Here is a 23,776-nt window from a genome sequence, read left to right as displayed (position 1 = left end):
CATGGGGTGCCTTAAACGTCTTTGCCGCCGGGTGTTATTGCCGTTGCTGCCATTGCTGGCGCTGTGGCACGGCGTGGCATCGGCCGGCGCGCCGCCGCGCACGCTGCGCTTCGAGCAGCTCAGTGTGGAGCACGGGCTGGCGCAGGAAACCGTGCTGGCCATCGCGCAGGACAAGCAGGGCTTCATCTGGCTGGGCACCCAGGCCGGCCTGACGCGCTTCGACGGCTACCGCACCGTCACCTATAAAAGCGCGGTGTCCGATCCGCGCAGCCTGGTCGACAACTGGGTGCGCGTGCTGCACCTGGACCGTTCCGGCCAGCTGTGGGTGGGCACCGACGGCGGCCTCGATCGCTACGACTCCACCACCAGGACCTTCACCCATTTCCTGCCGCGCGAATCCAGCCAGCGCGGCAACGGCAACCGCCACGTGCGCGCGATCGCCGACGATGGCCTGGGCGGCCTGTGGGTGGCCACCACCGACGGCCTGCATCACTTCGACCCGGCCAGCAAGCGCTTCACCAGCTGGCACCACGATCCGGCCGATGCCGGCAGCCTGGCCAACGACCATGTGAACGCGCTGGCGCGCGACGCCACCGGCCGCTTGTGGGTGGGCACCGCGTCGGGGCTCGACATGCTGCCGCCGGGCGGCACGCGCTTCCAGCACTACACCATCGACGCCAGCGGCGACAGCAAGTTCAATTCCGTGGTCGCGCTGCAGGTCGATAGCGCGCAGACGCTGTGGGTCGGCACGCAGGCCGGCCTTGAACAATGGCGGCTGCTGGGCGCCGAGCCGCAGCGCCGCCGCCTCGGCGCGCGCGAGGGACTCAGGGCCGGCGTCAGCATCACCACCTTGTACGAGGACGCCGAAACCAATCTGTGGGTAGGCTCGCTGGCCGATGGCCTGTTCCGCTGGATGCCGGGCGAGGAACGGCTGGTGCAGTACCGGCACCAGGTCGGCGACACCCACAGTGTGGCCGACAACCAGATCTCCTCGCTGTACCGCGACCGCGTCGGCACCTTCTGGGTCGGCACCTGGAACGATGGCGTCAGCCGGGTGGACATGGGCAGCGGCGGTTTCGCCCGCATCGTGCGCCTGGCCGAGCAACCGAACTCGCTGTCGGACAACAAGATCCGCAGCATCATCTCGGATGGCCGCGGCAAGCTGTGGCTGGGCAGCAGCGGCGGGCTCAATCTGTATGACCCGCTCACCGGCGAAAGCAAGGTGTGGCGCCACAATCCGCAAAACGCCAACAGCATCAGCGACGACCAGGTGACCGCGCTGTGGCGCGAGAAGAACGGCAACCTGTGGCTGGGCGGGCCGGCCGGCGTCAATCACCTGAACGTCGCGACCGGCGCGATCCGCTCGCTGTCCTTCGTGCGCGGCGATCCCGCCAGCGACACCATCCGCAATATCGTCGGTGACCGCAGCGGCATGCTGTGGATCGCCTCGCGCGGCGGCTTGCACCGGCTCGATCCGGTCACCCTGGAGTCGCAGACCTACCGCCACGATCCGGCCGATCCGGGCAGCCTGTCGGACAATGTGGTGCGGCCGATCCTGGAGGACCGCCGCGGCCAGCTGTGGGTCGGCACCTTCAACGGCCTCGATCTGCTGGACCGCAAGAGCGGCAAGTTCCGCCACTTCCGGCGCGACCCCAATGATCCGGAAAGCCTCAGTCACGACGAGGTGCATTACCTGTACGAGGACGGGCGCGGCGCGATATGGGTCGGCACGGCGGCGGGCCTGAACAAGATGGAGGTGGCGGCCGACGGCAGCGTCAAGTTCCGCCGCTACCTGCGCAAGGACGGCATCGCCGACGACGCCATCGCCTCGATCCTGCCGGACGACGCCGGCAATCTCTGGATGAGCACCAACAGCGGCCTGTCGCGCCTGAACATCGAGACGGGGCTGGTGCGCAACTACAGCGGCGCCGACGGCACCATCGAGGGCGCCTACTTTGACGGCGCGGCGCTGCGCACCGCCGACGGCACCTTGTACTTCGGCGGCTTTAACGGCATCACCGCCTTCTCGCCGGCCGACGTGCGCGAAAACAGCGTGGCGCCGACGGTGGCCATCACCGACTTCCAGATCTTCAACAAGTCGCTCAAGCCGGGGCAGGGCGAGCATGGCGAGGTGCTGAAAACCGCGATCGAGCACACCAGCGCCCTGACGCTGCTGGAGGCCGACTCGGTGTTCTCGCTGGAGTTCGCGGCGCTGCACTACGCCGCGCCGCAGCGCAACCGCTTCGCCTACCAGCTGCAGGGCTTCGACGAGGACTGGGTGGTGACCGATTCCACCAAGCGCTTCGCCACCTACACCAACCTTGATCCGGGCAAGTACGTGTTCCGCGTGAAGGCCGCCAACAAGGACGGCATCTGGAACGACAACGCGGCCACGCTGGAAATCACCATCCAGCCGCCGTTCTGGAAAACCTGGTGGTTCCGCAGCGTGCTGGCGGTGCTGGCGGCCGGCGCCGCCTACGCCGCCTACCATGCGCGCGTGCGCGCGCTGCGCCATCAGCAGTGGCGGCTGGAGCACCTGGTCGGCTCGCGCACGGCGGAAGTCGAGTACAAGAACCAGCAGCTGCAACAGCAAAAACATGAGTTGGAGCGGCGCCGGCTGGAGGCGGAAGCGCAGCGCGCCGAGGCCGAGCAGCGCCGCATCGACACCGAGCGCCAGAAGGAGGAGGTGGAGCAGGCGCACCGCAACATCTCGGTGCTGAGCGAGCTGGGGCGCGAGATGAGCGCCTCGCTGGACATGGAAACCACCATGCAGACGCTGTACCGCCACGTGAATGACCTGATGAACGCGCAGATCTTCGGCATCGGCTTCGTGCGCGAGGACGACGGCGTGATCGACTTCCCGTTCGCGATCGAGGGCGGCGTGCGCACCTTGCCATACCAGCGCCGCCTGGACCAGCCCAACCAGCTGGCGGTGTGGTGTGTCACCCAGCGCAAGCCGATCTTCATCAACGACTTCCACAAGGAGTTCCGCGACTACATGGACGAATCGGGGCTGGACACGCTGGTGCCCTGCGTGCGCGAGGACGGCATGCCGGTGGCGCCGGCCCATTCGATGATGTACGCGCCCCTGATCGTGGGCGACCGCGTGGTCGGCCTGATTTGCGTGCAAAGCACGGAGCGCAACAGCTACCAGCGCGTGCACATGGACATGCTGCAAACGCTGGCTTCGCACGCGGCGGCCGGTCTGGAAAACGCGCGCGCCTACCAGCAGCTGGAGGACACGCTGCAAACCCTGCGCCAGACGCAGGACCAGTTGCTGGCGCAGGAACGCCAGGTGCGGCTGCACACCGAGGAGCTGGCGCTGGCCAACCGCGCCTTGCAGGACAACGAGGAGCGCCTGCGCTACGCCAAGCAGAAGGCGGAGGATGCGACCCGCCAGAAATCCGAATTCCTGGCCAATATGAGCCACGAGATGCGGACCCCGCTGGCCGGCGTGATCGGCATGCTTGGCTTCGCGCTGCGCGACCCGAGCCTGGCGGCCGGCACGCGCGAGCAGATCCTGCGCGGCCAGGCCAACGCGCAGTCGCTGCTGTCCATCATCAACGACCTGTTGGACTTCTCCAAGATCGAGGCGGGCAAGCTGACCATCGAGAACATCGACTTCTCGCTGCCGGCGGCGGTGGAGAACGTGGTCAGCCTGTTCGAGGAGCAGGCGGCGGCGCACAGCGTCGGCTTCAGCCTGGAATTCGACGAGAACCTGCCGCAATTCGTGGTGGGCGATCCGACGCGCCTGCGCCAGGTGCTGGTCAACCTGGTGGGCAACGCCTTCAAGTTCACCCAGCAAGGCTCGGTCAGGATGCGGGTGGAGCGCGTGCCGGACGACAGCCAGCGGAATCTCATCCGCTTCAGCGTGGCCGACACCGGCATCGGCATCGAGGCCGATGCCATTCCACGCCTGTTCCAGCAGTTCGAGCAGGCCGACGCCTCCACCACGCGCCGCTACGGCGGCACCGGCCTGGGATTGGCGATCTGTCGCCAGCTGGTGGAGCTGATGGGCGGCAGCATCAACGCCGTCAGCACGCCGGGCGAGGGCAGCGTGTTCATGTTTGAAGTGCCGCTGCCGAACGGCGTGCCGCCGCCGGTGGTGCCGCACGTGCCGCGCGAGCCGCACAGCCACCAGCTCAAGGTCTTGTGCGCGGAGGACTTCCCGACCAACCAGATCATCATCCGCATGATGCTGGAAGACCTCGGCCACAAGGTGGACATCGCGGCCAATGGCGCGCTGGCCGTGAAAGCCTGCTCGCTGACCCGTTATGACCTGATCCTGATGGACGGCCGCATGCCGGAGATGGACGGCGCCAGCGCCACGCGGCTGATCCGTTCCGGCGGCCCGGATGGCGCGCCGGTGCGCGACCAGGAACTGATGATCATCGCGCTGACCGCCAACGCCAGCGAGGAAGACCGCAGCCGCTACCTCGCCTCGGGCATGGATGATTTCCTCACCAAGCCGATCGACGAGGACAAGCTGCACTTCCAGCTGAGCCGCGCGATCGAGCGCCAGCTGCAGCGCGGCTTCCAGCTGCCGCGCATGCAGCCGCGCCGCAATCCGGCGCTGGGCACGCCGGAGCTGGATGCGATGTTTGGCGTGGCGCCGGCCTCGCTGGAGACGTCGCGCGTGGCGCAGCACAGCGGCGGCGCTAGCGATCTGAAAGCCCGGCTGCGCAGCGTGTTCAATCAGGACGCGCCGCTGCGGCTGGCGGACCTGGAGCTGGCGCTGCTGCACCGCGACTGCGAAGTGGCCAGCCGCCTGCTGCACGGGATGAAGGGCAGCGCCGGCTATCTGGAAGAGCAGGAACTGCAGGCGCTGTGCGGCGATCTGGAAATGGAGGCGGACCATGGCAACTGGGCGCAGGTGGAATCGGCCATGCCGCAGTTGCGCCGCCTGCTGGAGCGGGTGCGCGCGGCTAGCACGCAGTAAGGCGCAACGTTTAATGTCCGGGACGTTGCAAGAAATACTGATTGATGTAAGATCAGACAAAACGACACAGGGAGCCACATGAAAGTTCTGGTAGTGGACGATGATGTCGTCTCGCGCATGGTGCTGATGCACCTGATCGATAGCTGCGGCAGTTTCGACATCGTTGAGGCGGAAGATGGCGCCGATGCCTGGCAACAGCTGGAAGACGGTTTGCGTCCTGCCATTTGTTTTTGCGACTTGCGCATGCCGCGCCTGTCGGGCATGGAGTTGCTGCAGCGGGTGAAGTCGCACGCTGAACTCAACAGCATGCCGTTCGTGCTGGTCACCTCGGCCAACGACAAGGACACCGTGCAGGAGGCCACCAAATCCGGCGCCGCCGGCTATATCGTCAAGCCGTTCCAGGCGGAGCAGGTGCGCGTGCACCTGACGAATTTCCTCGACCAGGCGGCCAGCGGCTACGACCACCACGCGGAAGCCCCGGCCGACACCTTGCGCCGCCTCGGCATCAACGGCGAGCGCCTGCTGGTCTACCTGAGCGGTTTCCAGAACCAGCTGACCGCCGCCGCCGGCGACCTGCAAACCATGCTGGCCAAGGGCGAGCAGGCCGAGGCCCAGGCGCGCATCGACCGCCTGCACGCGGGCTGCATCACGCTCGGCCTGCACGGCGCCGCCGACGCCCTGAAGAGCATCGCGCCGGGTCAGCTGTCCAACGACGCGGTGCAGGCCGTGCTGTCGGACGTGCTGCGCGCCGTCATCCACCAGGCCGGCCTGGTGCGGCAGGAATCGGCATAAACACCGCATAAACGCTTGATGTTGAGATAGTTTAAGTTTAAAGTATCTGCGCAGTGCGGCGGATACCTCATTGACTTCCAACTTCAGGGCGACCATGAACTCATCTCTTGCAGCCAGCGCCTACACCGACCATTTCGCGCGCGAGCACCTGCCGCCGCCGGAATTGTGGCCGGAACTTTGTTTCGACCTGCCCGAGCTGCGGTATCCGCCACGCCTGAATTGCGCGGCCGAGCTGCTGGAAGGCGCGGCGGTGGATCCAACGCGGCTGGCGCTGCGCGGCGCCCGTGGCGACTGGACCTACGCGCAGCTGCGCGAGCAGGTCGACCGCATCGCCCACGTGCTGCGCGGGCCGATGCGGCTGGAGGCCGGCAACCGCGTGCTGCTGCGCGGCGCCAACACGCCGATGATGGCGGCCTGCATCCTGGCGGTGATCAAGGCCGGGCTGATCGCCGTGCCCACCATGCCGCTGCTGCGCGCGCGCGAGCTGGGCACCATCGCCGGCAAGGCGCAGGTCAACGCCGTGCTGTGCGCCGACAACCTGCGCGCCGAAATGGAAGCGGCGGCGCTGCCCGCGGCCGCGCGCGCCAACACGCTGTGGTTCGGCGCTGACGACACCTCGCTGGAAAAACTGCTGCCGGCGCAGCCCGCGCATTACGAGGCGGTGGATACGGCGGCGGACGACGTCTGCCTGATCAGCTTCACCTCCGGCACCACCGGCATCCCCAAGGGCACCATGCATTTCCATCGCGACGTGATGGTGATCTGCGACTGCTTCCCGCGCTCGGTGCTGCAATCGCAGCGCAGCGATGTGTTCATCGGCACGCCGCCGCTGGCGTTCACCTTCGGCCTGGGCGGCCTGCTGCTGTTCCCGCTGCGCGTGGGCGCGACGGCGGTGCTGCTGGAGAAGCTGACGCCGGATGCCCTGCTCAAAGCCATAGAGACCTACCGCGCCACGGTGTGCTTCACCGCGCCAACCCTGTATCGCCAGATGGCGGCGCTGGCGGGGCAGTTCGATTTATCGAGCCTGAAGAAAAGCGTATCGGCCGGCGAGGCGCTGCCGCAGGCCACGCGCGAAAGCTGGCGCCAGGCCACCGGCATCGTGATGATCGATGGCATAGGCGCGACTGAGCTGCTGCACATCTTTATATCCGCCGCCGGCGACCAGGTGCGCCCGGGCGCCACCGGCAAGCCTATCCCCGGCTACCAGGCTTGCATCCTCGATCGGGACGGGCGGCCGGTGGGGCCGGGCGTGGTCGGAAGGCTGGCGGTGAAAGGGCCGACCGGCTGCCGCTATCTGGACGACGAACGCCAGCGCGATTATGTGCTCAATGGTTGGAACCTGACCGGCGATGCGTACGAGATGGATGCGGACGGCTATTTCTACTACCGCTCGCGCACCGACGACATGATTATCTCCGCCGGCTACAACATCGCCGGGCCGGAGGTGGAGGACGCGCTGCTGCGTCATCCTGCGGTGGCGGAGTGCGGAGTGATCGGCAAGGCCGACGAGGAACGCGGGCAGATCGTGGAGGCGCATGTGGTATTGCGTGCCGGCTTCGCGCCGTCGCCGGAATTGGCCGCGCAGCTGCAGGAATTCGTGAAGCAGCAGATCGCGCCGTACAAGTATCCGCGCTCGGTGAAATTCCTGGAGACCTTGCCGCGAACGGAAACCGGCAAGCTGCAACGCTTCAAACTGCGAACCGAATGATATGAAGATCACTTGCATAGGCGGCGGCCCGGCGGGCCTGTACTTCGCGCTGCTGATGAAGAAGCAGAATCCGGCCCACGAGATCACGGTGGTGGAGCGCAATCGGCCCTACGATACGTTCGGCTGGGGTGTGGTGTTCTCCGACCAGACGCTGGGCAACCTGGCCGAGGCGGACGCGCCGACCGCGCAGGCGATCGAATCCTCCTTCAATCACTGGGACGACATCGACGTCTTCTTCAAGGGAGAGAAGGTGACGTCGGGCGGGCATGGCTTCTGCGGCATCGGCCGCAAGCACCTGCTCAACATCCTGCAGCACCGCTGCGAGGAGCTGGGCGTGCGGCTGGTGTTTGAAACCGAGGTGACCGACGAGCGGCAGTACGACGCGGACCTGATCATCGCCTCGGATGGCCTGAACAGCCGCATCCGCGCGCGCTATGCGGACAGCTATCAGCCGCAGATCGAGCCGCGCCGCTGCCGCTTTGTGTGGCTGGGCACGCGCAAGAAGTTCGATGCGTTCACCTTCGCTTTCAAACAGACCGCGCATGGCTGGTTCCAGGCCCACATCTACCAGTACGACGCCGACACCTCGACCTTCATCGTCGAAACGCCGGAAACGGTGTGGCGCGCTGCCGGCCTGGATGCCATGACGCAGGAGGAGTCGATCGCGTTTTGCGAGCAGCTGTTCGCCGAGCAGCTGGATGGCCACAAGCTGATGTCCAACGCGGCCCATCTGCGCGGCTCGGCGATGTGGATCACCTTCCCGCGCATCGTCTGTGGGCGTTGGGTGCATTGGAACGGCGACGTGCCGGTGGTGCTGATGGGCGATGCCGCGCACAGCGCGCATTACTCGATCGGCTCCGGCACCAAGCTGGCGCTGGAGGATGCGATCGAGCTGGCGCGTTGCTTCGGCGCGCATGCCGACGCGGCCAGCGCGTTGCAAGCGTATGAAGCCTTGCGCGCGGTCGAGGTGCTCAAGCTGCAAAGCGCGGCGCGCAATTCGATGGAGTGGTTCGAGAACGTGGAGCGCTACACGGCCATGGAGGCGCCGCAGTTCGCCTATTCCATGCTGACGCGCAGCCAGCGCCTGTCGCACGAAAACCTGCGCCTGCGCGACGCGGCCTACGTGGCCGGTTACGAACGCTGGTTCGCCCGACGCGCCGCCGCGCAAACCGGACTGCCGGCCGACGCCATGCCATCCGACGCCGCGCCGCCGCCGATGTTCACGCCATTCAAGGTGCGCGGCCTCACGCTGAAGAACCGCATCGCCGTATCCCCGATGGCGCAATACAGCGCGGTGGACGGCGTGGCCGGCGACTACCACCTGGCCCACCTCGGCGCCCGCGCGCTGGGCGGTGCGGCGCTGGTGTTCGCGGAAATGACCTGCGTCTCCGCCGACGCCCGCATCACGCCATACTGCCCCGGCATGTATGCGCCGGAGCACACGCGGGCCTGGAAGCGCATCGTCGATTTCGTCCATCAGCACACCGATGCCGCCATCGCCCTGCAACTGGGCCACGCCGGCGCCAAGGGCTCCACCCGCGCCATGTGGGACGGCATCGACCAGCCGCTGGACAAGGACAACTGGCCGCTGCTGTCCGCCTCGCCGCAGCAATACCTGCAAGGCGTCTCGCAAACCGCGCGCGAGATGACGGCCGCCGACATGGACCGCGTCCAGGACGACTTCGTGCGCGCCACGCTGGCCGCCGATGTGGCAGGCTTCGACTGGCTGGAGCTGCACTGCGCGCACGGCTACCTGCTGTCCTCCTTCATCTCGCCGCTGACCAACCAGCGCGATGACGAATACGGCGGCAGCCTGGAGAACCGCTGCCGCTACCCGCTGCGCATCTTCAAGGCCATGCGCGCGGCGTGGCCGTCGCACAAGCCCATGAGTGTGCGCATCTCCGCGCACGATTGGGTGGAGGGCGGCATCACGCCCGACGACGCGGTGCGGATCGCGCGCCTGTTCAAGGCCGCCGGCGCCGACATGATCGACTGCTCGTCCGGCCAGGTCAGCAAGCTTGAGAAACCGGTGTATGGCCGCATGTTCCAGACGCCGTTCGCGGACCGCATCCGCAACGAGGCCGGCATCGGCGCCATCGCGGTCGGCGCGATTTACGAGGCGGACCACGTGAACAGCATCATCGCCGCCGGCCGCGCCGACTTGTGCGCGGTGGGGCGGCCGCACCTGGCCAATCCGGCATGGACGCTGGCCGAAGCGGCGCGCATCGGCTACACGGCGGTGGCATGGCCCAAGCAATACCTGGCGGGCAAACAGCAAATGGAAAGAAATCTTGCAAGAGGAACCGATGGAAGATGAAGAAGAACAGCTGGATCTCGCCAGCCGCCTGACGCAAGACCACCACCAGTCGCTGAAACTGTGGCTGCGCATGTTGTCGTGCACCGTCAAGATCGAAAACGAAATCCGCAGCAGGTTGCGCGCCACGTTCGGCATCACGCTGCCGCGCTTCGACCTGATGGCGCAGCTGGAGCGGCATCCGCAAGGGCTGCGCATGGGCGAGCTGTCCAAGCGCATGATGGTCACTGGCGGTAACATCACCGGCATCACGGACCAGCTGGAGCAGGAAAAGCTGGTGGTGCGCGTGCCAGACCCCAAGGACGGCCGCGCCTACAGCGTCAAGCTGACGGCCGCCGGCCGCAAGGCCTTCGCCACCATGGCGGCCGAACATGAAAGCTGGATCGAGGAGCTGCTGCGGGACGTCTCCAGCGCCGATAAGGCGCAGCTGATCGACATGCTGTCCTCCATCAAGCAGAAACTGAAATAAGGAATGACCATGCAGTACACCCCCCAGCATTTTCTGTTCGAGGTAAGCGGCGGCGTCGCCACGCTGACCTTGAACCGCCCCGAGCGCAAGAATCCGCTCACCTTTGAATCCTACGCCGAGCTGCGCGACCTGTTCCGCGCGCTGGCCTACGACAACGACATCAAGGCCGTGGTGCTGACCGGCGCCGGCGAGAACTTCTGCTCCGGCGGCGACGTGCACGACATCATCGGCCCGCTGACCAAGCTCGATATGCCCGGCCTGCTGGCCTTCACGCGCATGACCGGCGATCTGGTGAAAGCCATGCGCCACTGCCCGCAACCGATCATCGCGGCGGTGGATGGCGTATGCGCGGGCGCGGGCGCCATCCTGGCGCTGGCGTCGGACATCCGCATCGGCACGGCGCGCAGCAAGACGGCGTTCCTGTTCACGCGCGTGGGCCTGGCCGGCGCCGACATGGGCGCTTGCTCGCTGCTGCCGCGCGTGATCGGTCAGGGCAGGGCGGCGGAGTTGCTGTACACGGGGCGTTCGATGTCCGGCGTCGAGGCGGAGCGTTGGGGCTTCTTCAACAGCGTGCAGGAGCCGGCGGCGTTGCTGGACGCGGCGCGCGATTACGCGCAGGCGCTGGCCAGCGGCCCGACCTTCGCGCACGGCATGACCAAGAAGATGCTGCAGCAGGAATGGAACATGGGCGTGGACGAAGCCATCGAAGCGGAGGCGCAGGCGCAGGCCATCTGCATGGCGACGCAAGACTTCCACCGCGCTTATCACGCCTTCGTGGCCAAGCAAAAACCGCAGTTCGAGGGCAACTGATGAGCGATAAAAATTATCTGGCCTGGCCGTTTTTTGAGCCGCGCCACGCCGCGCTGGAGCAGGCGCTCGACGCCTGGGCCGCGCAGCACGTGGCGCATGGCCACGTGCATGACGTGGACGCGGCATGCCGCCGCCTGGTGCGCCAGCTGGGCGAGGGCGGCTGGCTGCGTCACGCGATTGGCGGCGCCGCGCATGGCGGCGCGTCCGACAGCATCGACACCCGCGCCATTTGCCTGATCCGTGAAACGCTGGCGCGCCACAATGGCCTGGCCGACTTCGCGTTCGCCATGCAGGGCCTGGGCTCCGGCGCCATCAGCTTGTTCGGCAGCGAAGCCAATCGCGCCGAATACCTGCCGCGCGTGGCGCGCGGCGAGGCCATCGCGGCGTTCGCGCTGTCCGAGCCGCAAGCCGGTTCCGATGTCGCCGCCATGCAGTGCGGGGCCGTGCGGGACGGCGACCACTATGTGCTGAACGGCGAAAAGACCTGGATCTCCAACGGCGGCATCGCCGACTTTTACGTGGTGTTCGCGCGCACCGGCGAGCAGCCCGGCGCGCGCGGCATCAGCGCCTTCATCGTCGACGCGCCGACGCCGGGGCTGGAAATCGCGGAGCGCATCAACGTGATCGCGCCGCATCCGCTGGCGCGCCTCACGTTCACCGATTGCCGCGTGCCGGCGGCCAAGCGCCTGGGCGAAGCGGGGCAGGGCTTCAAGGTGGCGATGGCCACGCTGGACGTGTTCCGCACCTCGGTGGCGGCGGCGGCGCTGGGCTTCGCGCGGCGCGCGCTGGACGAGGCCTTGCAGCGCGCCACCCAGCGCCAGATGTTCGGCCAGGTGCTGGCCGATTTCCAGCTGACGCAAGCCAGGCTGGCCGAGATGGCGACCGGCATCGATACCTCGGCCCTGTTGACCTATCGCGCCGCTTGGCAGCGCGACCAGGGCGGCAAGGTCACGAAAGAAGCGGCGATGGCCAAGCTGCACGCCACCGAAACCGCGCAGCGGGTGATCGACGCCGCGCTGCAGATGTTCGGCGGCCTTGGGGTGGTCAGCGGGCAGGTGGTGGAAAGCCTGTACCGCGAAATCCGCGCGCTGCGCATCTACGAAGGCGCGACCGAGGTGCAGCAACTGATCATCGCGCGCGAGCTGTTGAAGGAGATATGATGGAAATCTTGCAACCACCAGGCTGGGCGCGTCCGCGCGGCTACGCCAACGGCGTCGCCGCCAGCGGGCGCATGGTGTGCGTCAGCGGCATGATCGGCTGGGACGGGCAGGGCGTATTCCACACCGACGATTTCGCCGGCCAGGTGCGCCAGGCGCTGCTCAACATCGTGGCCGTGCTGGCCGAGGCCGGCGCCAGACCCGAGCACATCGTGCGCATGACCTGGTACGTGGTCGACAAGAACGAATACGTGGCCGCCTACAAGGAAATCGGCCGCGCCTACCGCGAAATCATCGGCGCCCACTACCCGGCCATGACGGCGGTGCAGGTGGCGGCGCTGGTGGAGGACCACGCCAAGGTGGAAATCGAGGTGACCGCCGTCGTGCCCTGAATGCTGCTATGCGGAAGATGAGTATGGGCAATATTCTCCTAGGCGTCCGGGAAGAAAACTAGGCGTTTACACAACTTTCGATTGACCCTGTTGTGCACAGCAGCGATACTCTGCTTTCGCGCCCGTTCCTATCGTTCATATCCCGTCTCCGATGTTACAAAATAAAATCATCAGTAGTTTATTGTGGTCGCTGGTTAAAAATTGGGGTGGGCGCCTGACGTCCTTGCTGGTGTTCATGCTGCTGACACGCCTGCTGGACGCCAGGGCCATCGGCGCCGTCGCCTTCGTCAGCGCCGCGATCGCCATCCTGGTCGCCCTGACCGAGATGGGGCTGGCCGAATACCTGATCTACGTCGACGACAGCGACCGCTCGCGCAATCAGATTTTCTGGTTCCAGCTGTTTCTGGCGGCCGGGGTGGCGGTGCTGGCCTGCCTCGGCGGCCCGGCCTTGCTGCGCTCGATGGGGCAGGCCGACGCCGCCACCGTCGCGCCCTACCTGGCGCTGATCCTGCCGCTGGCCGCCTTGTCGGCGGTGCAAGACGCGTTGCAGCGGCGCGCCCTCAACTTCAAGAGCATCGCCGTGCGTTCCCTGTGTGGCATGCTGGCCGGCGCCGTGGTCGGTGTCGGCCTGGCTCTGGCCGGCGCCGGCATGTGGAGCCTGGTGTTCAAACAGTTGACCGAAACCACCGTCATGACGGCCTTGTTGTGGCGCTCCAGCGACTGGCGGCCGAAATGGGGCGCCGGCTGGGAAGGCTTCACCAAGATATTCCACTACGGCCGCTACATGGTCGGCAGCCGCGTGTGCGACATGCTGTTTGCGAATATCGACGACTTGCTGGTGGGTTCGCTCATCGGCCAGGCTGAGCTGGGCTTGTACTCGATCGGTAAAAAGCTGTATCTGATCAGCAGCGAGCTGCTGAATGGGATCGCGGCCCAGGTGGCCGGGCCGATCTTCTACCAGGCCAAGGGCGACAAGCCGCTGTTGTCGTCCATGTTCATCGGCGCGATCCGTTATTGCGCCTGGCTGGTGGTGCCGTTCTACTCGGCCCTGTATCTGTTCGCGCCGCAAGTGGTGCAGCTGATGTTTGGCGCGCGCTGGGACGGTTCCGCGCCGATCCTGCAGTACTTCTGCATCGTCGGCGTGCTGTTCCCGCTGCACCAGTTCAACTGGTCGATGGTGATGCTGAGGGCCGATGCCACCAGCACCTTCTACTACGCGGTGCTGCGCAACCTGAGCGGCGCGGCCCTGATGGTGGTGACCATCCACCTCGGCATGTTCATCTTCATCATGTCACAGGCGGCGCGCGCCATCATCAGCATGCTGCTGGGGTGGTATCTGATCCGTGGCGTGGTGGAATTCTCGGTGCGCCAGGTGGTTCTGGCGCTGGTGCCCGGCGTGGTCACGGCCGCGTTGGCGGTGCTGGCTTACCTGGGCATGAAAGACCATGTCCCGGCGGACGTGCATGGCATCCTGCTGCACATGGCGGTGGTGGGCGCGATGATTGGCCTGTCCTACCTGTGGATGGTGAAGAGTTTCAGGACTTTGAAGAAATAGGGCAGGCGGCTGAGCGGAGCGGTTAGAGGGAGTCGTAACTTATCGTAAAGCAATCGCTAAATTGGGTTCTGCGATTTCTTTATGGTCCGGAAAATTAGGACTGGCGTGACCCCGTACCGGTCTTCAGGCCTGCCGAAGAACTGGCGAATATGGAGCAGCATAACTCTCGTTGCACCTTCAAGCTGGGCGTTGAGCGCGTCTGCTTTCACAATGTTTTCAATTGTGTCGTTCGGTTTCGCGTCCACGATCCCGAGCATGTGCCATTCCCCAGGAAGATCGCAACCGTGCTTGAACGCCAGGTCATCCGGATTGACGAGCATGCACTCTGGCTTGAGCGTAAACCATGCCAAGCTATGGTCCGCGCTTATGATGCTTCCATGCAAAGAATGTGGCAGATTGGAAATAAGCTGCATAATCGCGCTGTACTCTTTCTTTGCAGCGGCGCGAGCTTTTTGTCTCTGTGCGTGCCCGACTACATTTTTCGCCCCCTCTTCGGCTACTACTTCCCCCAAATGAGGCCACATCGTTTTAAGCATGCGGACATCGAACATCGAAATAGAACCATGTGTCAGGAATAATGTGCCGATTCCCGCATCAGTTAGGCTATCGCCGATGTACCCAGCGGAGTAGAGCGCGTCGAGGGTATCTTGCGGCCGTGAAAAGGTGGGGTCTATCTGCAACTCAATAGACGTTTCACTGCCGGCCTCGGACTGGCGAGAACCAGTGACTACTGCTTTTAAACCGACATTGTCAGTCGATTTGTGCGTGTCTTTGGATAATCGCTTTGATTGGGTAACGAGGCCGTCCGCCGATAATTGGCTGTAATAATGAGATAACCTGGCGGTATCGATATAAAGGAAGTCAGAGAGGTATTCTTCGCTTGGTGATTTTTGTTCCTTTGTTAATTTCATCTTTGACCTTTTCGCGATGTTGTTGGGCTTCTACTTCCTTTGAGCGAAGGTCAGTTGCGATGGATGTGAGCATGTCCACTTCCGGCTTCGGAATAGCTTTCCCCGATGCCATAAACTTTTTCACGGTTTTGAAGAATTTGGACGTCATTGTTGGAGTATATTTCATCCCTGCTTAAATTCAACGCCCCCTTTCTCGCAGATGATTTTTATCAAAGCTGGACAAGGCGCATTTGCATCGCTCTCGACTGTGCAGCGAGGGCGGCGGCGAAACGCCGCCACGACAATCTCAAAGGCGCGCTTCTAGCCGTACATCACATGGGGATGTAAAAGCGCTGTGATCCTTTGAAATACAAGAGGAAGTGGTATTAAGCGGGGGCAAGTAGGAAATCGTGCTGGTCCCCCCGACTGGAATCGAACCAGTATCCCACGCTTAGGAGGCATGTGCACTATCCATTGTGCTACGGGGAGGACGCGCCGAGATTATAGCCGAGACGTGCTGCCTTGGGCAGCCTTAGTTCAATACCCCGGTCACGCCCATGCGTTGGTACAGCGAAACCAGCGGCAGCCAGATCACCAGGTCGTCGAATTCGCCGCCGAGGGCGGCGCTGTCGCCGGGCAGGGTGGCGGGGCGCTGGATGAAATCGTTGGTGGCGCTGTAGTTGTAGATCTCGTCCAGATTGCTGGCGCTGTCGCTCACCTGCGGGATGCCGTTGGCGTTGACCGACGGGTTGTGCCGGCCGCTGGAAAAAATCACCGCCGGCGCGCACTGGTGCTGGAGGTCGCAGCTGGGGTGGCCGGCCACGAAATAGACGCTGCCGTTGGGATGGCGCCCGACCACGCGCTTGTCGGCCACGCTGGTGTTCTCGCGCAGCGGCACCCGGGTGAATGCCGGCGTCACGCTGTAGCGCAACAGCTTGCCCCAGCTGTCGGTGCCGCTGATGCCCAGCGTGACCCACGGCAGGAAGCCGGTGCAGGCGGCGGCGTCGGCGCAGTCCTGCGGCGCCTCGGCGCCGTTGGCGGCCGAGATCGCCGGACGCGGCAGGCGGCCGTGGACCAGCGCATAGCCCATCAAGGCCTCGCGCGCCTGTGCCAGCGCGGCGATGGTTTCGCGCTGGCGCCGGGTGTCGGCCTGCTCGGCGCCGAAGCCGTTCATTAGCAGGGCCGCCGCCCCCAGGCTCAGCATCAACAGCAGGATCAGCACGGCTGCGCCTTGTTGTCGGGAGCGGGGGCGGGCCGTCATGGGTTTAGCCGTTGCCGCGCGCTTCGATCTGTTCCCAGCGCTCCAGCGCCGTCAGCAGCTCGGTTTCGATTTCTTCAATGCGCTGGTTGACGCGCCGCGCCTCGGCCGCGTTCTTCTTGTAGAAGTCCGGGTCGGACAGTTGCAGCGTCAGCGCGCTTTGCTCGTCCTCCAGGCTGGCAATCAGCTTGGGCAGTTCCTCCAGTTCGCGCTGTTCCTTGAAGCTGAGCTTTTTCTGCTTGGCGGGCGCTGGGGCGGCCGAGGTGGCGGGAGCCGGCGCAGGGGTGGCCGCCTTGGCCGGCGCGCGCGCGGCCGGCACGGTGTCGCGCACGCGTTCCCAGTCGCTGTAGCCGCCGACGAATTCACGCCACTGGCCCTCGCCCTCGGCCACGATCACCTGGGTCACCACGTTGTCGAGGAAGGTGCGGTCGTGGCTGACCAGGAACACGGTGCCCGAGTAGTCCTCCAGCAGTTCCTCTAGCAGCTCCAGGGTGTCGATGTCGAGGTCGTTGGTGGGCTCGTCCAGCACCAGGCAGTTGGCCGGCTTGGCGAACAGGCGCGCCAGCAGCAGGCGGTTGCGCTCGCCCCCGGACAGCGATTTGACCGGCGAGCGCGCGCGCTCCGGCGAGAACAGGAAGTCGCTCAGGTAGCTCATCGCGTGCTTGCGCTGGCCGTTGACCTCCACCCAGTCGCTGCCGGGCGAGATGGTGTCCATCAGGCTGGCCTCCTCGTTGAGCTGGGTGCGCATCTGGTCGAAGTAGGCCACCTCCAGCTTGGTGCCGAGCTTGGCCACGCCGCTGTCCGGCGCCAGCTCGCCCAGGATCATTTTCAGCATGGTGGTCTTGCCGGCGCCGTTGGCGCCGATCAGGCCGACCTTGTCGCCGCGCAGGATGGTGCCGGTGAAATTTTTGACGATGGCGCGTTCGCCGTAGAACTTGCTGATGTTGTCCAGCTCGGCCACGATCTTGCCCGAGCGCTCGCCCACCGCCACCTCCAGCTTGACCTGCCCCTGCAGCTCGCGGCGCGCGGCGCGCTGCACGCGCAGCGCCTCCAGCCGGCGCACGCGGCCCTCGTCGCGCACCCGGCGCGCCTTGACGCCCTTGCGGATCCAGACTTCCTCCTGCGCCAGGAATTTGTCGAACTTGGCGTTTTCCACCTCCTCGTTCTCCAGCAGCTCGGCCTTGCGCGCCTGGTAGGTGCTGAAATTGCCGGGGAAGGACAGCAGGCGGCCACGGTCGAGCTCGATGATGCGGGTCGCCACATTATCCAGGAAGGAACGGTCGTGGGTGATGAGCAACACGCTGCCCTTGAAGTCGCGCAGCAGGCCCTCCAGCCACATGATGGAGCTGAAGTCGAGGTGGTTGGTCGGCTCGTCCAGCAGCAGCACGTCCGGCGCCGACACCAGCGCGCGCGCCAGCGCCACGCGCTTTTGCATGCCGCCCGACAGCTCGCGCATCAGCAGCTGGCCCGGCAGGTTCAGCTTGTCGAGCACGGTTTCGACCTTGTTGGCCAGGTTCCAGCCGTCGGCCGCGTCCAGCTGCACCTGGATGTCGTGCATGCGCGCCATCAGGGCGTCGTCGTCGCCCTGGCCGAACTGGCCGGTCAGCGCCTCATATTCCTTGAGCAGGGCCGGCAGCACGCCCAGGCCCTCGGCCACGGCGTCGTGCACGTTCATGTCGGGCGCGAACACCGGCTCCTGCTCGACGTACACGATGTGCAGGTTTTGCTGCATCACCAGCAGGCCGTCGTCGAGCTTGGTGCGGCCGGCGAGGATTTTCAGCAGCGACGACTTGCCGGTGCCGTTGCGGCCGATCAGGCCGACGCGCTCGCCGGCCTCGAGCGAAAATTCCGCCTGGTCGAGCAGGGCGACGTGACCAAATGCCAATTGTGCGGAGGAAAGAGATATAACTGCCATATGCTAACGGTTGCGGCGGCGCGCCGCGGTGGATGGGGAAAGGCGCATTGTACCGGCAAATGGCCGGCCGGCCCACCGTCGCTTGCCTCCGTGCAAGGGTCGCATTGTGTGTGGACAGTTAAACTTGCTGCAATTACAATGGGGAGGATTGGGCCTACACCGGGGATACATGCATTTCTTAGCCACAAGCAGCGGAGCGTCAGATGGGGTTTGAGCGCGCGGCGTGGCCGCGCATCGTGCCGTTCGCGCTGTACATGGGCTTCATCGCGCTGGCCGACCTGCTTGGCTGGGCGGCGGCCGCGCCGCGCTGGCTGTACGGGGTGAAGGTGGGGGTGGTGCTGCTGGCCCTGTTGTACTGGTGGCGCCGCTACGACGAATTGCGCGTGCCCTTGCCGGGCGCGCGCGCGCTGCTCGAGGCGCTGGCCGTGGGGCTGGTGGTGCTGGTGCTGTGGGTCAACCTGGACGCCGGCTGGATGGTGATCGGCCAGTCGGCCGGCTTCGATCCGACCGCGGACGGGGCGATCCAGTGGCCGCTGGTGCTGATGCGCATCGCCGGCGCGGCGTTGGTGGTGCCGGTGATGGAGGAATTGTTCTGGCGCTCGTTCGTGATGCGCTGGCTGGCGGCGCCGAAGTTTCTTGAAGTTCATCCTGCACGGGTGGGCCTGCGTGGTTTTGTGATCACCGCGCTGCTGTTCGGGGTGGAGCATAATCTGTGGTTTGCCGGGGTGGTGGCCGGGGTGGCTTACGGCTGGCTGTATATGCGCAGCGGTAACCTGTGGTCGCCGGTTGTGGCGCACGCGGTCACCAACGGCGCACTGGGGGTGTGGATTACCTGTACCGGAAACTGGTCTTACTGGTAGTATTGCTTCCTAATTATCGACTATTAAAAGAAAATTCACATGCTGAGTTCCCTTTTTAGCAATTCGGGCGCGCGCTGGGCAACGCCCGTGACCCCCGTGGCGGCCGCCGTCGGCGTGCTGCTCGGCATGGCGGCCAGCGGCGCCGCTTACGCTGAAATCAGCGATACCATCCATCCATTCGTGTCGGTCACGCGCAGCTACGACGCCAACCTGCTGCGCTATGCGGACAACTCGCCGGTGCCGCAGGACCAGCGGTCCGATTACCTGACCCAGACCATGGCCGGGGTGAGCCTCGATCAGCCGATCAGCCGCCAGCGCCTGACCGGGCAGTTCAAGGTGTCCAAGGTGGCGTTCGACCGCTTTGACATGCTCGACTACACCGGCAAGGATTTCAACGCCGACCTCGAATGGCACATCGGCAATAATCTGGACGGCCACCTGGGTGGCGCCTATGCCCAGTCGCTGACCTCGTTCGCCGACTTCCGCCAGGCCGCCCGCAACCTGCAGGTGCAGCAGCGCGAGAATTTCGACGGCGGCTGGCGCTTCCACCCGAGCTGGCGCGTGCGCGCCGGCTGGAGCACGCAGAAGTTCACCTACGACCTGCCGGCCCAGCAATTCAACAACCGCACCGAGGACTACAACAACGTCGGCCTCGACTACATCGCCAGCACCGGCAGCCGGGTCGGCCTGCAGGTGGCGCGCGCCAAGGGCCGCTACGACAACCACTTCCTGGCCAACGGCCAGCCGATCGACGACAGCTATACCCAGGACGAGGTCAAGCTCAACGTCCAGTGGATCTTCAGCGCCACCTCGCAGTTCCAGATGCTGGCCGGGCGCGTCGAGCGCAAGCACAATTACTTCGCGGCGCGCGATTCCAGCGGCCTGAACGGCCGCGGCACCTTCAACTGGTCGATGCTGCGCCGCCTGCGCATGACCGCCACCGCGTGGCGCGAGTACGCGGCGGTCGACAGCAACGAGGTCAGCAACAGCTTCAACAAGGGCGTCAGCCTCAACGCGCAATGGGAGCTGACCGGCAAGATGAGCGCCGACTTCAGCGCGCGCCGCGAGCGCCGCGATTTCATCGCCATCCCGGGCGTGACCACCTTCACCCGCCTGGATGACGACACCAAGTCCTATAACGCCGGCCTGAGCTACGCGCCCGTGACGCCGGTGCGCCTTTACCTCGGCGCCTTCCGCGAAAACCGCAGCGGCGCCGCCAGCAATACCTTCCGCTCGCACGGCGTGTCGCTCAGCGCCCGCGTTCAATTCTAAGAAGTCGACATATGGTTAACGATATCCCCCTGATCTCATTTTTTCAGCGTGTACTCGATCCACTGATCATCATGGGGACGTTGTTGCTGGTGTCGTGGCTGTACGGGGTGCGCTTCGACGGCTACGCGCTGGTGCTGATGGTGCTGGCGTTCTTCATCGCCTCGGCGGTGTACCAGAACATCGATCCCTACCGCGCCTGGCACAGCGGCAAGATGCTGGCGTTCGCGCGCGACACCCTGGCCGGCTGGGTGGTGACCGCCGCCGTGCTGGTGTTCCTCGGCTCGGCGGCCGGCATGACCGCGCACTACCACAAGGAGGTGGTGCTGACCTGGTTCCTGGTGACGCCGCTGATCCTGCTCGGCTGCCACATGCTGGCGCACCGCCTCGGCGGCGACGGCGAGGTGCGCTCGATCGTGATCGTCGGCGCCAACGGCGTCAGCATCAAGTTCGCCAACAACATCATGGCCTACAACCACCTGCCGATGCAGGTGCACGGCTACTTCGACGACCGCTCCGAGGACCGCCGCCCGCCCGGCATGCAGCACCCGACGCTGGGCGCGATGGACGACGTGGCGGCCTATGTGCGCAAGCACCAGATCAAGATGATCTTCATCAGCCAGCCGATCTCGGCCCAGCCGCGCATCCGCAAGCTGCTCGACGAGCTGCAGGACACCACCGCCTCGGTCTACTTCCTGCCCGACATCTACGCCTTCGACCTGATGCAGGCGCGCTTCGACAACGTGGTGGGCATGCCGGTGATCGCCATCTGCGAGAGCCCGTTCACCGGCTTCAACCGCCTGGTCAAGCGCGGCAGCGACATCCTGCTGGCGGCCGTGATCCAGATCCTGCTGCTGCCGATCATGCTGGCGGTCGGCATCGCCGTGAAGCTCAGCTCGCCGGGGCCGGTGATCTTCCGCCAGCGCCGCTACGGCCTGTACGGCGAGCAGATCATCGTCTACAAGTTCCGCTCGATGCGCGTGACCGAGGATGGCAGCAAGGTGACCCAGGCCACCAAGGACGACGCCCGCGTGACCCGGGTCGGCGCCTTCCTGCGCCGCACCTCGCTCGACGAGCTGCCGCAGTTCATCAACGTGCTGCAGGGGCGCATGAGCATCGTCGGCCCGCGTCCGCACGCGGTCGCCCACAACGAGCAGTACCGCAAGCTGATCAAGGGTTACATGCTGCGCCACAAGGTCAAGCCCGGCATCACCGGCTGGGCCCAGGTCAACGGCCTGCGCGGCGAGACCGAGACGCTGGACAAGATGGAGGCGCGCATCCGCTACGACCTCGACTACCTGCGGCGCTGGTCGCTGTGGCTGGACCTGTGGATCGTGCTGTGCACCGTCAAGACCGTGCTCAAGCGCGAAAACGCGCACTGACGGCGGGCGCGGGAGCGCTTAAAGACGCCTTAAAGCCGGCTTTTGCATTGATAGGTGAGCGGTGCGGGGCGATTAAACAGTTACAATGGCGTCAAGTGTGTTGAGGTTTAGTTAAATCCGGCCGTGCGCCGGGGGCGCCGTGGCGGGCGGATCATTATGCCGTTGACAATCAGCGTGGCTAGTTTCATACTTCTTCGCGTGCAACGGATTTGCCATTTTATTAAACATTTTGGGTAATCACCAACTAGGGGAAGCAATTGTGATGCAGACCAAGTCCGTTCGTTCGACCAACCGTTTCCCACGCCGCGCGCTGCGGCTGGGGGCCGCGACCATGATCGCGGTGGCCGCGCTGTCTGCGTGCGGCTCGAAGGAAAACAAGAAGCCGGGCCAGGCCGTGGCCAGCGTCAACGGTGAGGAAATCACCGTGTTGCAGCTTAACGACGAGCTGGCGCACGCCAACGTGCAGGCCGGCCAGCAGGCCGCCGCCAGCAAGCAGCTGCTGGAGTCGCTGATCGACCGCCAGCTGCTGCAAAGCGCCGCCGTCAAGGAGAACCTGGACCGCGATCCGAAGGTGCTGCTGGCGCTGGAGCGCGCCAAGTCGCTGCTGCTGGCCCAGGCGTACATGCAGAAGCGCATCGGCACCCCGGCCAAGCCGAGCGCGGCCGAGGTGCAGGAATACTACGACAAGAACCCGCAATTCTTCACCGCCCGCAAGCAGTTCGACATGCGCCAGCTGGTGCTGGCCACGGCCAGCCTGGACGCCGACGCCAAGGCCGCCATCGACAACGCCAAGTCGCTCGAGGACGCCGCCGCGTGGTTCGACGCCCACCACGTCAAGTACAACCGCAACCAGGTCTCGCGCACCAGCTCCGAGCTGCCGGCCGAGCTGGTGAACAAGCTGCTGGCGATGCCGAAGGGGCAGTTGTTCATCGTGCGCGAGGGCGAGCGCAGCCTGCTGATCAGCATCGCCGACGTCAAGGACGCGCCATCGATCTCGCTGGAGACGGCGACGCCGCAGATCACCCAGTTCCTGTTCAACAAGAAGAACAAGGAAGCGGCCGAGGCCGAGGTCAAGCGCCTGCGCGCCAGCGCCAAGATCGAATACCTGAACGCGCCGGCCGGCGCGGCCCCGGCCGCCTCGGCGCCGGCGGCGGCCCCGGCGGCGGCGCCGGCCAGCAGCGCCAGTCAGGAAGCCAACGAGCGCGGCGTCGCCGGTTTGAAATAAAGAAATAAATTTTTACATTAAAGGTCAGGTGGATCATGAAACAACTGTTGCGTTGGGCTGTGGGGTTGATGCTGGCGGCGCTGGTCGGCGGCGCGGGGGCGGCCGAGGTGCTGCTGGGCGCCGGCGACGTGGTCAAGATGTCGGTGTACGGTAACCCCGACTTGTCGCTGGAGACGCGCGTCGGCGAGAACGGCGCGATCACGGTGCCGCTGATCGGCGACGTGCCGGTGGCCGGCCTGTCGACCGCGGCGGCCGAGAAGAAGGTGGCCGGCCTGCTGGAAAGCGGCGGCTTCGTCAAGAAGCCCCAGGTCAACCTGCTGGTCACCGTGCTGAACAGCCAGCAGGTGTCGGTGCTGGGCCAGGTCAACCGTCCCGGCCGCTACCCGCTGGACGGCCGCCGCAGCGTGCTGGAAATGCTGGCCCAGGCCGGCGGCATGGCGCAGGATGGCGCCGAGTCGGTGGTGCTGATCCGCAACAAGGACGGCAAGAGCACGCGCGAGGTGATCGACGTGGTCGGCCTGGTGCGCGACGGCGAGCTCACGCGCAACCTCGAGGTGGCCGGCGGCGACGTGCTGTACGTCGAGCGCGCGCCGCGCGTCTACATCTACGGCGAGGTGCAGCGTCCGGGCTTCTTCCGCCTGGAGCGCGGCATGACCGTGGTGCAGGCGCTGTCGGCCGGCGGCGGCCTGACCGCGCGCGGCACCGAGCGCGACATCCGCATCAAGCGGCGCGACGCCAGCGGCAAGCTGGAGGTCATCAAGGCCAAGCATGATGACTTGCTGCGCAACGATGATGTAGTCTATGTCAGCGAAAGCTGGTTCTAACCGTCCCATCCGACCGG

At 65.5% G+C, this 23,776-nt stretch carries 17 protein-coding genes and 1 tRNA gene; 14 read left to right on the top strand and 4 right to left on the bottom strand.

The features are described 5' to 3' along the window. Position 1 precedes the first annotated feature (1 nt). The 9 genes from FHW83_RS22850 to FHW83_RS22810 all read left to right on the top strand — a co-directional run bounded on the left by FHW83_RS22850 (position 2) and on the right by FHW83_RS22810 (position 14,136). On the top strand, positions 2-4,939 hold the full coding sequence (locus tag FHW83_RS22850; protein ID WP_176648658.1) for a two-component regulator propeller domain-containing protein: 4,938 nt from the start codon (positions 2-4) through the stop codon (positions 4,937-4,939). A 78-nt stretch (positions 4,940-5,017) separates the two neighbouring features. Beyond that, entirely contained in the window at positions 5,018-5,731 is a 714-nt protein-coding gene (locus tag FHW83_RS22845) for a response regulator (protein ID WP_176648657.1), read from the top strand. Between the two features lie 94 nt (positions 5,732-5,825). Then, on the top strand, positions 5,826-7,439 hold the full coding sequence (locus FHW83_RS22840; protein WP_176648656.1) for an AMP-binding protein: 1,614 nt from the start codon (positions 5,826-5,828) through the stop codon (positions 7,437-7,439). Between the two features lies 1 nt (position 7,440). Next, positions 7,441-9,756, top strand: a complete 2,316-nt coding sequence (locus FHW83_RS22835; protein WP_176648655.1) for a bifunctional salicylyl-CoA 5-hydroxylase/oxidoreductase — start codon at positions 7,441-7,443, stop codon at positions 9,754-9,756. After that, positions 9,746-10,222, top strand: coding sequence for a MarR family winged helix-turn-helix transcriptional regulator (locus FHW83_RS22830; protein ID WP_176648654.1), 477 nt, complete (start codon positions 9,746-9,748; stop codon positions 10,220-10,222). Before FHW83_RS22835 ends, FHW83_RS22830 begins: the two co-directional genes overlap by 11 nt. A 9-nt stretch (positions 10,223-10,231) precedes the next feature. Next, positions 10,232-11,032 (top strand): enoyl-CoA hydratase family protein, encoded by an 801-nt coding sequence (locus FHW83_RS22825; RefSeq protein WP_373997253.1) that lies wholly within the window; start codon positions 10,232-10,234, stop codon positions 11,030-11,032. After that, positions 11,032-12,192 (top strand): acyl-CoA dehydrogenase family protein, encoded by a 1,161-nt coding sequence (locus tag FHW83_RS22820; RefSeq protein ID WP_176648652.1) that lies wholly within the window; start codon positions 11,032-11,034, stop codon positions 12,190-12,192. The genes FHW83_RS22825 and FHW83_RS22820 overlap by 1 nt, the downstream gene beginning before the upstream one ends. Further along, the gene (locus FHW83_RS22815) at positions 12,192-12,581 is read left to right on the top strand and encodes a RidA family protein (RefSeq protein WP_176648748.1); all 390 of its coding nucleotides are present in this window, start codon (positions 12,192-12,194) and stop codon (positions 12,579-12,581) included. The genes FHW83_RS22820 and FHW83_RS22815 overlap by 1 nt, the downstream gene beginning before the upstream one ends. Positions 12,582-12,732: 151 nt before the next feature. Continuing rightward, positions 12,733-14,136, top strand: a complete 1,404-nt coding sequence (locus FHW83_RS22810; RefSeq protein WP_255490502.1) for an oligosaccharide flippase family protein — start codon at positions 12,733-12,735, stop codon at positions 14,134-14,136. Positions 14,137-14,192: 56 nt separating this feature from the next. On the opposite strand, the gene FHW83_RS22805 is transcribed toward FHW83_RS22810, so the two are convergent. The 4 genes from FHW83_RS22805 to FHW83_RS22785 form a co-directional block, all read right to left on the bottom strand. Beyond that, entirely contained in the window at positions 14,193-15,047 is an 855-nt protein-coding gene (locus FHW83_RS22805) for a hypothetical protein (RefSeq protein ID WP_176648650.1), read from the bottom strand. 393 nt (positions 15,048-15,440) lie between these two features. Beyond that, positions 15,441-15,515, bottom strand: a tRNA-Arg gene (locus FHW83_RS22795). A 43-nt stretch (positions 15,516-15,558) separates the two neighbouring features. Further along, positions 15,559-16,287 carry a hypothetical protein gene (locus tag FHW83_RS22790; RefSeq protein WP_176648648.1) on the bottom strand — a complete coding sequence of 243 codons (729 nt, stop codon included), beginning with the start codon at positions 16,285-16,287 and terminating at the stop codon, positions 15,559-15,561. Between the two features lie 4 nt (positions 16,288-16,291). Further along, positions 16,292-18,199 (bottom strand): ATP-binding cassette domain-containing protein, encoded by a 1,908-nt coding sequence (locus FHW83_RS22785; protein ID WP_176648647.1) that lies wholly within the window; start codon positions 18,197-18,199, stop codon positions 16,292-16,294. Positions 18,200-18,402: 203 nt separating this feature from the next. Between FHW83_RS22785 and FHW83_RS22780 the strand changes: the two genes are divergently transcribed. The 5 genes from FHW83_RS22780 to epsE all read left to right on the top strand — a co-directional run bounded on the left by FHW83_RS22780 (position 18,403) and on the right by epsE (position 23,759). Next, positions 18,403-19,059 carry a CAAX prenyl protease-related protein gene (locus FHW83_RS22780; RefSeq protein WP_176648646.1) on the top strand — a complete coding sequence of 219 codons (657 nt, stop codon included), beginning with the start codon at positions 18,403-18,405 and terminating at the stop codon, positions 19,057-19,059. A gap of 39 nt (positions 19,060-19,098) precedes the next feature. Beyond that, positions 19,099-20,331, top strand: coding sequence for an XrtB/PEP-CTERM-associated polysaccharide biosynthesis outer membrane protein EpsL (epsL, locus tag FHW83_RS22775; protein WP_229224319.1), 1,233 nt, complete (start codon positions 19,099-19,101; stop codon positions 20,329-20,331). An 11-nt stretch (positions 20,332-20,342) separates the two neighbouring features. Then, positions 20,343-21,710 (top strand): undecaprenyl-phosphate glucose phosphotransferase, encoded by a 1,368-nt coding sequence (locus FHW83_RS22770; protein WP_229224318.1) that lies wholly within the window; start codon positions 20,343-20,345, stop codon positions 21,708-21,710. A gap of 262 nt (positions 21,711-21,972) precedes the next feature. Beyond that, complete coding sequence (locus tag FHW83_RS22765; protein ID WP_176648645.1) at positions 21,973-22,935, top strand: EpsD family peptidyl-prolyl cis-trans isomerase; 963 nt, start codon at positions 21,973-21,975, stop codon at positions 22,933-22,935. 35 nt (positions 22,936-22,970) lie between these two features. Beyond that, entirely contained in the window at positions 22,971-23,759 is a 789-nt protein-coding gene (gene epsE, locus FHW83_RS22760; protein ID WP_176648644.1) for a polysaccharide export protein EpsE, read from the top strand. Positions 23,760-23,776: the final 17 nt, after the last annotated feature.

Source organism: Duganella sp. SG902 (assembly GCF_013376005.1).
GTDB lineage: Bacteria > Pseudomonadota > Gammaproteobacteria > Burkholderiales > Burkholderiaceae_D > Rugamonas.
Note: the sequence above shows the minus strand (reverse complement) of the source record. Positions and strands in the feature narration are given on the sequence as shown.

Excerpts from the sequence above, each read along its gene's own strand:
- FHW83_RS22850 (WP_176648658.1), top strand. The coding sequence starts at position 2 with ATGGGGTGCCTTAAACGTCTTTGCCGCCGGGTGTTATTGCCGTTGCTG.
- FHW83_RS22845 (WP_176648657.1), top strand. The coding sequence starts at position 5,018 with ATGAAAGTTCTGGTAGTGGACGATGATGTCGTCTCGCGCATGGTGCTG.
- FHW83_RS22840 (WP_176648656.1), top strand. The coding sequence starts at position 5,826 with ATGAACTCATCTCTTGCAGCCAGCGCCTACACCGACCATTTCGCGCGC.
- FHW83_RS22835 (WP_176648655.1), top strand. The coding sequence starts at position 7,441 with ATGAAGATCACTTGCATAGGCGGCGGCCCGGCGGGCCTGTACTTCGCG.
- FHW83_RS22830 (WP_176648654.1), top strand. The coding sequence starts at position 9,746 with ATGGAAGATGAAGAAGAACAGCTGGATCTCGCCAGCCGCCTGACGCAA.
- FHW83_RS22825 (WP_373997253.1), top strand. The coding sequence starts at position 10,232 with ATGCAGTACACCCCCCAGCATTTTCTGTTCGAGGTAAGCGGCGGCGTC.
- FHW83_RS22820 (WP_176648652.1), top strand. The coding sequence starts at position 11,032 with ATGAGCGATAAAAATTATCTGGCCTGGCCGTTTTTTGAGCCGCGCCAC.
- FHW83_RS22815 (WP_176648748.1), top strand. The coding sequence starts at position 12,192 with ATGGAAATCTTGCAACCACCAGGCTGGGCGCGTCCGCGCGGCTACGCC.
- FHW83_RS22810 (WP_255490502.1), top strand. The coding sequence starts at position 12,733 with ATGTTACAAAATAAAATCATCAGTAGTTTATTGTGGTCGCTGGTTAAA.
- FHW83_RS22805 (WP_176648650.1), bottom strand. The coding sequence starts at position 15,047 with ATGAAATTAACAAAGGAACAAAAATCACCAAGCGAAGAATACCTCTCT.
- FHW83_RS22790 (WP_176648648.1), bottom strand. The coding sequence starts at position 16,287 with ATGACGGCCCGCCCCCGCTCCCGACAACAAGGCGCAGCCGTGCTGATC.
- FHW83_RS22785 (WP_176648647.1), bottom strand. The coding sequence starts at position 18,199 with ATGGCAGTTATATCTCTTTCCTCCGCACAATTGGCATTTGGTCACGTC.
- FHW83_RS22780 (WP_176648646.1), top strand. The coding sequence starts at position 18,403 with ATGGGGTTTGAGCGCGCGGCGTGGCCGCGCATCGTGCCGTTCGCGCTG.
- epsL (WP_229224319.1), top strand. The coding sequence starts at position 19,099 with ATGCTGAGTTCCCTTTTTAGCAATTCGGGCGCGCGCTGGGCAACGCCC.
- FHW83_RS22770 (WP_229224318.1), top strand. The coding sequence starts at position 20,343 with ATGGTTAACGATATCCCCCTGATCTCATTTTTTCAGCGTGTACTCGAT.
- FHW83_RS22765 (WP_176648645.1), top strand. The coding sequence starts at position 21,973 with ATGCAGACCAAGTCCGTTCGTTCGACCAACCGTTTCCCACGCCGCGCG.
- epsE (WP_176648644.1), top strand. The coding sequence starts at position 22,971 with ATGAAACAACTGTTGCGTTGGGCTGTGGGGTTGATGCTGGCGGCGCTG.